Raw genomic sequence first — 12,724 nt, forward strand, 5'->3', positions numbered from 1 at the left:
CGCGCGGGTGGGGGCCGGAGCAGTGCTGGGTTAGACATTGTCGCTGCCGGTCGAGGCGGCGCGGGGAGCGGCATCCGCTTGGGAAGACCAGGACCAGTCGGTGATGGCGGGAACGTCTTCGCCGTGGTCTCGGGTGTATTGGCGCGCGGCCAGGCGGGCGTCCTGCATCCGCTGCCGGAGCAGGCCGGCGCGGGCGGCGAGGCCGGGGGTGCGGTCGATGACGTCCATGACGAGGTGATATCGATCGACGTCGTTGAGCATGACCATGTCGAACGGGGTCGTCGTGGTGCCGATCTCTTTGTAGCCGCGGGCGTGCAGGTTGTCGTGGCCGTGACGCTTGTAGGTGAGCCGATGGATCAGCCACGGATACCCGTGATAGGCGAAAATGATCGGCTTGTCGGGTGTGAAGACGGCGTCGAAGGCGCTGTCGCTCAGGCCGTGCGGATGGTCCTCCGCCGACTGCAGCCGCATGAGGTCGACGACGTTCACGACCCGCACCTTGAGCTCGGGCAGGTTCTCGCGCAGAATCTCGGCGGCGGCGAGCACCTCGAGCGTCGGCACGTCACCGGCGGCGGCGAGCACGACATCCGGCTCCTGACCGGCAAGTTCGGTGCCAGCCCAGTCGAAGATGCCAAGGCCTCGGGTGCAGTGCGCAACTGCCTCGTCCATGGTGAGCAGGTTCGGCGCCGGCTGCTTGCCCGCCACGACGACGTTCACATAATTGACGCTGCGCAGGCAGTGATCGTAGGTGCTGAGCAGGGTGTTGGCGTCGAAGGGCAGGTAGACCCGCACCACGTCGGCGCTCTTGTTGACGACGTGGTCGATGAAACCGGGGTCCTGGTGGCTGAACCCGTTGTGATCCTGCCGCCAGACGTGCGAGCTGAGCAGGTAGTTGAGGCTCGCGATCGGCGCCCGCCACGGGATATCGGCCGTCACCTTGAGCCACTTGGCGTGCTGGTTGAACATGGAATCCACAATGTGAATGAACGCCTCGTAGCAGTTGAACAGCCCGTGCCGCCCGGTGAGCAGGTAGCCCTCGAGCCAGCCCTGGCACTGGTGTTCGCTCAGCATCTCCATCACGCGGCCGGCCCGGGCGAGGTTGGTGTCGCCGGGTCGGATCTCGGCGTTCCACTGCTTGTCGGTGACCTCGTAGACCGGCGGGGCGAGCCGGTTCGAGGCGGTTTCGTCGGGTCCGAAGATGCGAAAGTTATCCGGGTTCAAGCGGATGACCTCGGCCAGGTAGCCGCCCAGCACGCGCGTCGCCTCATTCCGCGTTGCACCCGGCTCGGGCACGTCCACGGCGAAATCACGGAAGTCGGGCAGGTGCAGGTCGCGGCGCAGCACTCCGCCGTTGGCGATCGGGTTGGCGCTCATGCGCAGGTCGCCTTGTGGGGCGAGGTCAGTGATCTGTTTCACGGGAGCACCATCTTGGTCGAACAGGTCTGCGGGGCGGTAGGAGAGCATCCACTTTTCTAAAAGGGCAGTGTGCGCCGGGGTGTCGCGGGCGTTTGCCAGCGGAACTTGGTGGGCGCGCCAGGTGTTCTCAACCTGAACGCCGTCGATACGGGCGGGGCAGGTCCAGCCCTTGGGGGTGCGGAGGATGATCATGGGCCAGCGCGGGCGGGCGAAATCCTCGTTGTTGGTGGCGGCCTGGGCGGCTGCGGCCTTGATCTCGGCGATCTGGTTGAGCACGTCATCAAGAGTCTCGGCCATGCGAGCGTGCACGAGCATCGGATCTTCACCGTCAAAGCCGCCGCTCACCAGATAAGGAGTGTGACCGTAGCCGCGCATGAGGTCCTGCAGCTCGTCTTCGGGGATGCGGGCGAGCACGGTGGGGTTGGCGATTTTGTACCCGTTGAGGTGCAAAATGGGCAGCACGACGCCGTCCTGCAGCGGGTCGATGAATTTGTTGGAGTGCCAGCTGGTGGCGAGCGGGCCGGTTTCGGCCTCGCCGTCCCCGACCACCGCGGCCACGAGCAGGTTCGGATTGTCGAACGCGGCACCGTAGGCGTGGCTCAGGGCGTAGCCGAGTTCGCCGCCCTCGTGGATGGATCCGGGCAGCTCGGGCGAGGCGTGGCTGGGGATGCCGCCGGGGAAGGAGAACTGGCGAAACAGTTTCTGCACGCCCTGAGCGTTCTGCTCGATGTCGGCGTAGACCTCGGTGTAGGTGCCGTCGAGGTAGGCGTTGGCGACCATGCCGGGGCCGCCGTGGCCGGGGCCGGTGATGTAGATGGTGCTCTGGCTGCGTTCGGCGATCGCGCGGTTCAGGTGTGCGTAGAGAAAGTTGAGGCCGGGCGTGGTGCCCCAGTGGCCGAGCAGGCGCGGCTTCACGTGATCGCGGGTGAGCGGCTCGGTGAGCAGGGCGTTGCCGAGCAGGTAGATCTGGCCGACGGCGAGGTAGTTCGCGGCCCGCCACCAGGCGTCGATGCTAGCCAGCGCCGCTGCACTGAGCGGTTTCGGCGCGCGTGTGGGCCAGGGCATGGTGCCGGAATCGTGGCTCATTGGTCCTCCGCAGTGTGGTGCGGCGACATAGCCGCGCTGCTTTAATCCTATTGAGCCGTGGCTGCGCAGCGCAGGGCCAAAGGTCCCGACCCGCGAGCGTTCACGCGGATTTCACGCTCATTACGCGAAAGCGGATGCTGGTGGGGCCAAAAAGGACTCCTCGCGCACCTCGGTACAGGGGCACAGCCCCGGGTACCCTTGCGCGTTGGGTATGAAAAAGACTCCTCGCGCACCCGCCAGAGCCCGGTTACCCTTGCTACGTTTCCGTCCTGGGGGAATTGGCCTGGGTGGCGCCACGCGAGGAGCCGACCCTCAGTTTAGGGCACGCGACGAGACTGCACCAACCGAGGGTGGCGGCAGCATCCGCTGGAAACAGGTAAGATTCTGTGGTGCCGTTGCTTTATTGAACGGCGGCCAGGAGAATTCGCCTAGTGGCCTATGGCGCACGCTTGGAAAGCGTGTTGGGTGAAAGCCCTCGGGGGTTCGAATCCCCCATTCTCCGCCAGACATGTAGTGCAGCGCGTTGGGTGACGCACAAACCCCACTCGCGGGGTTCGAATCCCCCATTCTCCGCCAGACTTGCAGTACAGCGTGTTGGGTGACGCACAAACCCCACTCGCGGGGTTCGAATCCCCCCCATTCTCCGCCAGAGCGGGCAGGCCGAGCACGGCGGGCACCGCGGCGATCCGCTGCCGGGAAATCCGCTTCATCTCTGCCGAGCGCGACGAGCCGCCTGTCGCTCCTTCGTGACCCTGCTGGAGCCACGACTCACCGGTACCGTGCGTTGGGTATTTCGGGTTAGGTTTGGTCAACAGTTGGCTGCAGGAAGCAGCGCCATATGGGGGTAAATCCGGTGCAGAACCGAATCGAAGATACTATTTCGAACGTCAACGGTCGCGCACTGCGCCAACGGTCGACCACGCCCCGCCTAGCGAAGTTGAGCCACGTCTTCCTTGTCGCGAGCTTGCCCGGTGTGCTGGTTCTCGGCCTGGCCGGTTGTGCAGGCGCCGTTGAGAACGAGAAGGTCGCGCAACCGACCCAAACGGCGGATGCAAGCGCCGAACTCTGCAATCCAGCCAGCGATAGCTACGGTGATTCTGTTGCCGATAGCACCGTCACCGACGACCTGGGTACGTACTGCCGAACCGTCATCAACCCGAATGCTGACGCAATAAAGGAGGACGTCAGCAAATATGACAGGGCTTCGCTGACGCAGTATGCGATCAGCGACGACGACGCTCTCGCATTTCAGAGATCCGCCGTCGAATTTCTCGGAAGCGAGGGCCTGGATTCTTCTGCCCTCGATACCAATACCGACGGAACTGTCGGAAATGACACGGCCGGTCAAGCCTGGGTGGAGCAGAATCTAACGTTATTTGACCCGGGATGGTCCGACCCGTACACCGCGGAGGGTGGTCTCTATTCGAACGCCGTCGTGGTCAACGGGTATACCCCCGCGTTGATTCGGGATGGCGGCCCTCGCCTCGTGCAAAGCTCCATCACGGTCACGAGCGTCTACGCGGGTCCCTTGTCGAGGGGCACTGCAAACCAGGTGATCGTGACCTTGAACGCCAAGGCTTCATACCGGGCCATTGATGCCGATACCGTCGCCTTTCAACTTCGCTATTCACCTGAGAAGACCAAAAAATCGGTGCAGGCCGAGCATCCGGAACTATTCGACGGCACGGGCGAGAACAACATTTTTCTCGACGGAACGTTCACCTACGCCTATTCGACTGAGACGCGGCTGCTGGTCGGCAACCGGTCCAACTATGAAATCGACTACAAGGCCAGAGCCGGGCTCTGACCCAGCGATTGCGGTCCGCGGCCTACAGGCCTGATAACTGCCTGGCATAGGCCGGCAGGAATTTGCCGGCAGACGCGACCTGCAATATCTTCCACGGGTCGGGCAGACTGCAGACGCCGGGGCGCTAGACGGCGGCGCGATCGGCGAGACCGCGCACGAAGGCGGCCTGGCCGGCGTGCTGCAGGTCGTCGGAGAGCACACTCGCGAGGCGCACGCTGACGGTGACGGCGGGGGTCCAGGATTCGTCGATGACCCGGTCGAGATCGGCCTCGACGAGGGTACCCAGGTACGCCACGGTCGCGGTGTGCACGGCGTCGTAGTAGCCGACGAGCAGTTCAGCGTCGGCGCGAACGGTGCCGACTTCGGCAGAGGTGTGGCCATAGCCGGTGGCCGTCGGCCCGAACGGAAGGTCGAATCGTTCGGCCCAGCCCTGCCCGGTGTACACCTGCGCGGTGCCCGCCAGGTCGGCGATGTGGTCGTCCTGCACGCGGGACAGGTGCCAGATGAGCCAGGCGATGGTGTTGGCGTCGGCATCCGCTCGATACGTGAGGGTGGCGACGGTAGCGTTTTTCAGGGTCGCACCTACATATCCCTGGATACGGGAAAACTCTTCGATGAGCAGTTCGGACGGGATCATAAATCTCCTCGGTCGGTTCTGCCACCGTACCGCGGGCGACTGTCGTGCGCCCACTGCATTCGGGGCCCGGAACTTGGGGCCAGATTCTAAGCTGGGCCCAGGGCCCGCCTTCCCGGCCCGGAAGGCGGCGGTTGTGCGCCAGGCCCGGGCCACCGGCGGCGGTAACAGCGGCGGTAACAGCGGCGGTAACAGCGGCGGTAACAGCGGCGGTAACAGCGGCGATAGCAGTGTCAGTGTCAGCGGCGGTAGGCGCTCACTTCGGTGGCTTTAACCGACAGCCAGACGGTTGAGCCGACCTGCAGACCGAGGTCGGCGACCGCGGCGGGGGTGAGTTCGGCGATGACCTCGGGGTCGCCGCTCGTGCGCAGGCGCACTCCGCCGCTGCCCGGTTCGATGCCGGTCACCCGCGCCGACCAGACATTGCGCGGGCTGGCATGCCGCGGCTGTTCGGTCTGCACGACAACGGATGCCGGGCGAAAGACCGCGGCGGCGGGTGCGTTCTGGTCCGACGTGTTGGCCAGGGCGTCAGCGATCGGAGTTGCGGAGGCGGGTGCCTCTGCGCTCGAGGCCTCGACGGTCGAGGTGGAGACGGGAACGGCTGCGGAGGCGCGGGGGGTGACGGAGGGAACAGTGGACGAGAGGCCGGCGGCATCCGTTGGGCGCACCGAAAAGATGCGACCGTCGGGGGCGACAATTGCCCCGTTCTGCACGGTGCCGACGACGAGATTAACGCCGGCGAGGGCCGCGACGAACGGGTTGCGCGGGGCGGCGAGTACCGCGGCGGTCGTGCCCTCGTCGATGAGCGCGCCGTCGTGCAGCACGGCGACGCGATCCGCGAGCACGACCGCGTCGACGATGTCGTGGGTGACGATGATGGCGCTCGTGCCGGTGTCGGCGAGCTGCTCGCGGATGAGTTGGCGCATAAGCGGCGCAGTTTCGGCATCGAGGGCGGCCATCGGCTCATCGAGCAACAGCACGCGCGGGCCGGCGGCGAGCGCGCGGGCGAGGGCGACGCGCTGCTGCTGCCCGCCGGAGAGAGCGCCGGGCTTGCTCTCGCCGAGGCTGTGCAAACCAACGCGGTCGAGCCAGCGGTCGGCCTGTTTTCGGGCCTCGGCGGCGTTCAAATGTGCTTCGCCGACGCGCAGGGCGAAGGCGATATTGTTGCGAGCGCTGAGATGAGGAAAGAGCAGGGGCTCCTGCCCGAGGAGCCCGATGGCCCTTTTTTCCGGCGCAATGAATCGGCCGGGCGCGGTAAGGACTGCGCCGTCGATCGTGACGGTTCCGGAGTCGGGCGTCGCGAGGCCGGCGAGCAGCTCGAGCACGGTCGACTTGCCTGAGCCATTCGGGCCGAGCAGGGCGAGCACTTCGCCCGGCGCGAGAGCGAGCTTCAGGTCGAGCGTGAACGAGTCGCGGGTGAGGTGCAGGGTGGCGGTGAGGAGGTCGTTGGCGGCGGATTTCCAGAGAGCGGGAGTCACGAGAGCGGGCTCCGACTTTGGCCAGCGATTCGGAGGTCCATCCCTGCCGGGAACAAGGTCGGCTTCACGGTCACGTTTCGAGCTCTTTCCTGGTTCGTTGTCCCGATCGGCTGACGTCGGCTCTCGGGCTGGGCGCGGCCGACTGCCCTCGGTGACACCGGCGCGCACGGTCGAAACGTGCGCCCCAGCCGGAGTGTGTCGGCGGAGCTGGCGCGGCCAGCGGCATCCGTTTTCGGGATGGTCACGACAGTACGCTCGCTCGGCGGGTTCCGACCAGCACGAGAATGATCACGGCGACCGCGATCAGCAGCAGCGACAGGGCGACGGCCTGGTCGGTCGTGACGCCCGAACCGTTGAAGGCGGTGTAGATGGCGAGCGGCATGGTGCGGGTGACTCCGGCCTGGTTGCCGGCGAATAGGGCGGTCGCGCCGAATTCGCCGAGGGCGCGGGCGAAGCTCAAAACGGTGCCGGCCAGTAGCCCGGGGCCGACAAGCGGCAGCGTAATGCGGGCGAAGACGGTGCCGCGATGGGCGCCGAGGGTCGCGGCGACCCTCTCGTAGCGGGTGCCGGCGGTGCGCAGCGCACCCTCGACGGCGATCACGAGAAACGGCAAGGCCACGAAGGTCTGCGCCAGGACGACGGCCGCGGTCGTGAACGGAATGCGCAGCCCGACCAGTTCGAGGGTGCTGCCGAGCACGCCGCCGCGTCCGAGCAGGGAGAGCAGCGCGATGCCGCCGACCAGCGGGGGCAGCACGAGCGGCACGGTCACGAGTGCGCGCAACAGGCCGGCGACGCGCGGCCGCGACCGGGCGATAACAACGGCGAGCGGCACGCCGAACAGCAGGCAGAGCAGCGTCGAAACGGATGCCGTCGCGAGCGACAGTCCCAGCGGCTGCAGGGCTTCCGGCGAGAGGAGCAGGGAGGGGAGGCCGGGCCAGTCGACCTTGAACAGCAGACCGGCGAGCGGCAGCACGAGCAGTCCAAGGCCGATGCTCGCGGGCAGGTAGAGCAGGCGCGGAATCATGCGCGACCGTGCCCGGTGCTCGGTCCAGAGGGAGTGACGTGTCTGAGCATTGCTTCCCGGGCCCGGGCCCGGAAAGCGGGCCCATGTTCGATCATTGGCCCGGTTGCATAAGGTGGGCCCAGGCGGGCGATCCCGTATCCGCGAACGGTAGCCGTTTCGTCGCAGCCTGCGATGTGCCGCGGGAGGTTTCTCCCGGTCCGGGCCCGGGCCCGGTCGGTGGGCCCATGTTCTATCCTGGGCCCGGTTTCCGGGCCCAGGCCCGGTCGGCATGAAACGCTCACGGGGCGAGAAATCCGTGGGCGGCGAGCACGGACTGCCCCGCCGGCGAGAGCACGAGGTCAACGAAAGCTTGGGCCGCCTCGGCGTGCACGCTGCCCGCCACGACCGCGATCGGATAGTGCCCGATGACCGCGTCGGCTCCGGCCGGGGTCCGGCCGTTGATGCGGCCGGGGTTGGCGGCGATATCCGTCGCGTAGACGAGGCCCGCATCCGCTTCGCCGCCGGCGATTTTGGTAACGACGGCCGTCACATTCTGTTCCTCGCTGGCGGGCGTGAGAGTGACACCGGCGTTGGCGAGCAGGGCAGCGGATGCCGCACCGCACGGCACCTGCGCCGCGCACAGCACGGTGATCACGCCGGGGCGGGCCAGATCTTCGAGGGTGTCGATCTGCAGCGGGTTGCCCGGTGCGACCGCGATGCGCAGGGTGTTGCCGGCGAACACGGTGGCCGGGCCGACGAGCCCGTCGTCGGCCAGCGGCTGCAGGTTCTTCTGGTCGGCGCTCGCGAACACGTCGGCCGGGGCTCCGGCGGCGATCTGGGTGGCGAGGGTGGAAGATCCGTCGTAGGTGAGCTGCACATCGACGGCCGGATTCTGCTGCTCGAGCAGTGTCGCGAGTTCGTCGAAAGCGCCGGTGAGCGACGCTGCGGCATAGACGCTGAGGGTCTGGGGCTCAAGTTCAGTGCCCGCGGCAGCCGAGTCGGTTACCCCGGTATCTGTGGCGGTCGAGGGTGCACAACCGGTGAGGGCCAGGGCGAGCACGGCCAGAACGGCGAGGGCCTGGGGGAGGCGGGTCACGGCATCCGTCCCGGAGTTTCGACGATCACATTGGTGGCCTTGATCACGGCGACGCTGAGCGACCCGACCTCGAGCCCGAGTTCGCGCACGGCCTCGCTCGACATGAGTGAGACGACGCGGTGCGGGCCACACTGCAGCTCAACCTGGGCCATGACCGTGTCCATGGTGATGGCGGTGACGATGCCGACGAAGCGGTTGCGGGCACTGCGGCCCACGCTCGACGGGTCTGCCGGGGTGCTCGCCTGGTCGACGGCGAAGGCGGCGAGCGCCGCTCCGTCAACCGCGAGGCGACCGGATGCATCGGCATCCGCCACGAGACGGCCACCGTCGACCCAGCGGCGCACGGTGTCGTCACTAACGCCGAGCAGCTCGGCGGCCTCACTGATCCGATATTGCGTCATGAATTGCACGATAGCACCGCATCTGCGGTTTTGACTCGGTGTCTGGGTCCCTGTCTTCGCGATCGGCCGTGGCTAATTCAGGAAGCCACCAAGTGAGCCCGACCACCGGGGCATAACTCCTGCAAATTGATCGCGGCGGTCGGCCAAGCCCCCGTAAATACGGGCATCGCACTGCCGGGAGCGAGAAATTGCAGGAGTTAGGCGCCGGCGACCCGGGGCGGATGGGGTTCGTGACATCACGCTGGACGGATGGGAAGGCAGAGGAGAGCGCGCGGGATGGGTGGCCGAGGGGCCGCGCAACGCCTAGCGTTAAGCCATGGCCATTCCTCCCCTCGTTGAGCCCGTTGACCGCCTCAGCGCATCCGAATCCGTGCGGACCGCTCGCCAGCGCCGCCTCCCCCAGCTCAACGAACTCGGCCAGCGCCGCCTCGCCAACGCTCGGGTTCTCGTGCTCGGCGCCGGCGGGCTCGGCTCCCCCGCGCTGCTCTACCTCGCGGCAGCGGGCGTCGGCACCATCGGTATCGTCGATGGCGACGACGTGGAACCGAGCAACCTCCAGCGCCAGATCGTTCACGGTCAAGCGGATGTCGGTCGCCCCAAGGTAGACAGCGCCGCCGAGCGTATCGCCGATATCGCCCCGGAGACCACCGTCGTTCGGCACGCCGAGCGTCTGGTCGCGAATAACGCCGCCGAGATCCTGGGCGGCTACGACGTGGTCATCGACGGCACCGACAACTTTCCGACCCGGTTCCTCGTGAACGACACCTGCGCGCGGCTCGGACTGCCGCTGGTGTGGGCATCCGTTTTGCGATTCGATGCCCAGCTTTCGGTGTTCTGGGCCACGCCGCCGGCGGGCTCAGGCGTCACCGGAGTGCACCTGCGCGATCTTTTTCCGACACCGCCGGCCGACGGTGAAGTGCCCAACTGCGCCGATGCCGGCGTGCTCGGCGCTCTCTGCGGCCAGGTCGGATCGCTCATGGCGACCGAAACCATCAAGCTCATCACCGGAATCGGCTCCCCGCTGATCGGCCGGGTGCTCGTGATCGATGCCCTGTCCGGCCGATTCAGCGAGATTCCACTGGTCGGAACCGGCATCGCCGCCGAGCCGACCGCTGCCGAGGTCGCGGCCGAAACCGCCCGCGTCGCCGCAGAGAATACCGCCGAGGTTTCGGGTGCCGAACTCGTCGAGCGCCTCGAAGCCCAACGCGCCGGAAACGACAACTTTCTCGTGCTGGACGTGCGCGAGCCGAACGAGAATGCCGAGAGTTCCATTCCGACGGCCCGACTAGTGCCGCTCGGTGAGCTCCTCACCGACGGGGTACTCTCCGACACCGGCCGGGCCGCCCTCCCGGTGGAGACCCCGCTGATCGTGCACTGCCACGCCGGGGGGCGAGCCGCCCGCGCTGCTGCCGCGCTGCGCGAGGCCGGATTCACCGACGTCTCCGTGCTCACCGGCGGGATCGTGGCCTGGGACGACCTCGTCACGGCCGGACGCGCGCCCGGCATCGGCAGCCGCTGGCCGTCCCTCGAGCCGACTCCGACCGGGCGCCACGCGTCGGCTCCGGATAACAGGGCAGCGCCCGCCAGCCCGACAGCCACAACTAACCGATGACCGAGACGAATCTGCCCGGCTCGACGGCCGTGCCAAACGAATTCTTGGTTCGACCTGCGCAGGCTGACGGCGCGCACGCCAACGAACACGAACACGAACACGAACACGAACACGAACACGAACACGAACACGAACACGAACACGAACACGAACACGAACACGAACACGAACACGAACACGAACANACGAACACGAACACGAACACGAACACGAACACGAACATGAACATGATATGCCCGGCGGGGAGCCGCACGACCACGCCACGGACTCGAAGGCGCCCGAAAACGAGCACGCCGCTCATCGCGACCACACGCATTCCGACAGAGCGGATGCCTGCGCGCCGGCCGCATCCGCTCGCACCGTCGCCGAACAACTGGCGGTCATTCTGGCCGACCTGAAGCCGCTGGTGCCGGTGCGCGTGTCGCTCGACGCCGCGCGCGGCCTGGTGCTCGCCGAGGACGTGCTGTCAGCGACCGATACTCCTCCGTTCGACAACTCCGCGATGGACGGCTACGCCGTTATCCGCGCCGATCTGCTCGGCGCCTCGGCGCAGAACCCGATCAGCCTGCCCGTCGTCGCCGACCTGGCCGCCGGCACCGCCGAGAACCCACACCTGATGCCCGGGCAGGTCGCGCGCATTATGACGGGCGCGCCGATTCCCGACGGAGCGGATGCCGTCGTTCCGATCGAAGACACCGACCAGGGCACCGACCGGGTCACCATCGTGCGCGCCCCCACGGCCGCGGCGCACGTGCGCCGCGCCGGCGAAGACGCCCACGCCGGGGACCGCGTGCTGGGCGCGGGAAGCGTGCTCTGGCCGACCCGGGTCGCCGCAGCGGCGAGCGCCGGAACCAGCTCTGTGCTGGTGCACCCGGCGCCGCGCGTCGCGGTCATCTCCACCGGCAGCGAACTCGTCACCCCCGGCAGCCCGACCCGGCGCGGTCAGATTCCCGACTCCAACTCCTTTCTGCTGGCGGCGGCCGTCACCGAAGCCGGCGGCGTTGCCATTCGGGTGGGCGCCGTGCCCGACGACGACGACACGTTGCGCGCGTTGCTCACCGACCTGGCCGGAACGGTCGACGTGATCGTGCTCTCCGGCGGTGTCAGTGTTGGAGCGTACGACGTGGTCAAAGCCGTACTACAACCCCTCGGCACCGTGCACTTCGGACCGGTCAAGATGCAACCCGGCAAGCCCCAGGGGTTCGGACGCTGGCCCGCTACCGAAAACGTGCCCGGGCCGCTCATCTTCGCCCTGCCCGGCAACCCGGTCAGCGCCTGCGTGTCGTTCGAGGTGTTCGTGCGCCCCGCGCTGCGCCGCCTGCTCGGGCACCCGGAGCTGCACCGCCACACCATCACGGCGACCGTCGCCGACGGCTGGAATTCCCCGCCCGGACGCGCCCAGTACATGCCCGTCATCGTCACGCACCGTACCGATTCTGGAACCGAGACCGGGACTGACACCGGCACCGACGGAACCCACATCGAGGTGCGCCCGGCATCCCGCGGCGGGTCGGGTTCGCACCTCGTCGCCGGGCTGGCGCAGGCAACTGGTCTTGCCATCGTGTCCGAAGACACGACTCACGTTCGCGGCGGCGACCTCATCACTGTCATGCTGTCATCATGACGCACACCACCGACATTCCCGGCGCGACAGTGCCCACCCAGCCGTTCACCCACCTCGACTCGGCCGGACAAGCCCGCATGGTCGACGTCACCAACAAAGTTCCGACCGTTCGCAGTGCCACCGCGGCGGGCTTCGTGCGCTGCGGTGCCACGGTGATCGCGGCGCTCCGCGACGGCACTGCCCCCAAGGGCGATGTGCTCGCCGTGGCCCGCATCGCCGGAATCCAGGGCGCCAAGAAGACCGCCGACCTGCTCCCCCTCGCCCACGTCATCGGCGTGCACGGCGCCGTCGTCGACCTGATCGTCGAGGATGACCGGGTGAGCATCACCGCGACCGTGCGCACCGCAGACCGCACCGGCGTCGAGATGGAGGCGTTCACGGCCGTCTCGGTCGCGGCTCTTGCCATCGTCGATATGGTCAAGGGCCTCGACAAGTCCGTCACGATTGAGAACGTGCGGCTGCTCTCCAAGAGCGGTGGCAAGTCCGGCGACTGGCTGCGCAGCCAAGGCTAAGCGGATGCTCCCTCCCGTGACCGCGCCCGATACGGGTAGCCGCTATGCCGGTTAC

10 protein-coding genes, 1 tRNA gene and 1 other RNA gene are annotated in these 12,724 nt (G+C 67.4%); 5 read left to right on the plus strand and 7 right to left on the minus strand.

Annotated elements, in window-relative coordinates; genetic code table 11:
• Window positions 1-30 precede the first annotated feature (30 nt).
• On the minus strand, window positions 31-2,481 hold the full coding sequence (locus E3T43_RS04400) for a phosphoketolase (protein ID WP_241978824.1): 2,451 nt from the start codon (window positions 2,479-2,481) through the stop codon (window positions 31-33).
• A 234-nt stretch (window positions 2,482-2,715) separates the two neighbouring features.
• Window positions 2,716-2,812: signal recognition particle sRNA small type (gene ffs / locus E3T43_RS04405), an RNA gene on the minus strand.
• A 107-nt stretch (window positions 2,813-2,919) separates the two neighbouring features.
• On the opposite strand from ffs, the gene E3T43_RS04410 reads away from it, so the two are divergent.
• Together E3T43_RS04410 and E3T43_RS04415 are read left to right on the plus strand one after the other, a co-directional pair.
• Window positions 2,920-3,007 (plus strand) — tRNA-Ser (locus E3T43_RS04410).
• A gap of 432 nt (window positions 3,008-3,439) precedes the next feature.
• The gene (locus E3T43_RS04415) at window positions 3,440-4,309 is read left to right on the plus strand and encodes a hypothetical protein (RefSeq protein WP_134471492.1); all 870 of its coding nucleotides are present in this window, start codon (window positions 3,440-3,442) and stop codon (window positions 4,307-4,309) included.
• A gap of 124 nt (window positions 4,310-4,433) precedes the next feature.
• Here E3T43_RS04415 and E3T43_RS04420 read toward each other — a convergent pair whose 3' ends face one another.
• The 5 genes from E3T43_RS04420 to E3T43_RS04440 all read right to left on the minus strand — a co-directional run bounded on the left by E3T43_RS04420 (window position 4,434) and on the right by E3T43_RS04440 (window position 8,921).
• Entirely contained in the window at window positions 4,434-4,946 is a 513-nt protein-coding gene (locus E3T43_RS04420) for a DinB family protein (RefSeq protein ID WP_134442954.1), read from the minus strand.
• A gap of 236 nt (window positions 4,947-5,182) precedes the next feature.
• Entirely contained in the window at window positions 5,183-6,421 is a 1,239-nt protein-coding gene (locus E3T43_RS04425; protein WP_241978806.1) for a sulfate/molybdate ABC transporter ATP-binding protein, read from the minus strand.
• 241 nt (window positions 6,422-6,662) lie between these two features.
• Window positions 6,663-7,445 (minus strand): ABC transporter permease, encoded by a 783-nt coding sequence (locus E3T43_RS04430; protein ID WP_134471493.1) that lies wholly within the window; start codon window positions 7,443-7,445, stop codon window positions 6,663-6,665.
• Window positions 7,446-7,722: 277 nt separating this feature from the next.
• Window positions 7,723-8,520: a molybdate ABC transporter substrate-binding protein gene (gene modA, locus E3T43_RS04435; RefSeq protein ID WP_134471494.1), complete on the minus strand. Its 798-nt coding sequence runs from the start codon at window positions 8,518-8,520 to the stop codon at window positions 7,723-7,725.
• Entirely contained in the window at window positions 8,517-8,921 is a 405-nt protein-coding gene (locus E3T43_RS04440) for a molybdopterin-binding protein (RefSeq protein ID WP_092448266.1), read from the minus strand. Before E3T43_RS04440 ends, modA begins: the two co-directional genes overlap by 4 nt.
• 316 nt (window positions 8,922-9,237) lie before the next feature.
• Between E3T43_RS04440 and E3T43_RS04445 the strand changes: the two genes are divergently transcribed.
• The 3 genes from E3T43_RS04445 to moaC all read left to right on the plus strand — a co-directional run bounded on the left by E3T43_RS04445 (window position 9,238) and on the right by moaC (window position 12,669).
• A complete protein-coding gene (locus tag E3T43_RS04445) occupies window positions 9,238-10,533 on the plus strand; it encodes a ThiF family adenylyltransferase (protein ID WP_134471495.1) in 1,296 nt (431 codons plus the stop codon).
• A 232-nt stretch (window positions 10,534-10,765) separates the two neighbouring features.
• Window positions 10,766-12,157, plus strand: coding sequence for a gephyrin-like molybdotransferase Glp (gene glp, locus E3T43_RS04450; protein ID WP_134471566.1), 1,392 nt, complete (start codon window positions 10,766-10,768; stop codon window positions 12,155-12,157).
• Entirely contained in the window at window positions 12,154-12,669 is a 516-nt protein-coding gene (moaC, locus tag E3T43_RS04455; RefSeq protein ID WP_134471496.1) for a cyclic pyranopterin monophosphate synthase MoaC, read from the plus strand. The genes glp and moaC overlap by 4 nt, the downstream gene beginning before the upstream one ends.
• Window positions 12,670-12,724: the final 55 nt, after the last annotated feature.

The organism is Cryobacterium sp. Hh7 (assembly GCF_004403155.1).
Classification (GTDB): domain Bacteria; phylum Actinomycetota; class Actinomycetes; order Actinomycetales; family Microbacteriaceae; genus Cryobacterium; species Cryobacterium levicorallinum.

Excerpts from the sequence above, each read along its gene's own strand:
- E3T43_RS04430 (WP_134471493.1), bottom strand. The coding sequence starts at position 7,445 with ATGATTCCGCGCCTGCTCTACCTGCCCGCGAGCATCGGCCTTGGACTG.
- E3T43_RS04445 (WP_134471495.1), top strand. The coding sequence starts at position 9,238 with ATGGCCATTCCTCCCCTCGTTGAGCCCGTTGACCGCCTCAGCGCATCC.
- moaC (WP_134471496.1), top strand. The coding sequence starts at position 12,154 with ATGACGCACACCACCGACATTCCCGGCGCGACAGTGCCCACCCAGCCG.
- E3T43_RS04400 (WP_241978824.1), bottom strand. The coding sequence starts at position 2,481 with ATGCCCTGGCCCACACGCGCGCCGAAACCGCTCAGTGCAGCGGCGCTG.
- E3T43_RS04440 (WP_092448266.1), bottom strand. The coding sequence starts at position 8,921 with ATGACGCAATATCGGATCAGTGAGGCCGCCGAGCTGCTCGGCGTTAGT.
- glp (WP_134471566.1), top strand. The coding sequence starts at position 10,766 with ATGCCCGGCGGGGAGCCGCACGACCACGCCACGGACTCGAAGGCGCCC.
- E3T43_RS04420 (WP_134442954.1), bottom strand. The coding sequence starts at position 4,946 with ATGATCCCGTCCGAACTGCTCATCGAAGAGTTTTCCCGTATCCAGGGA.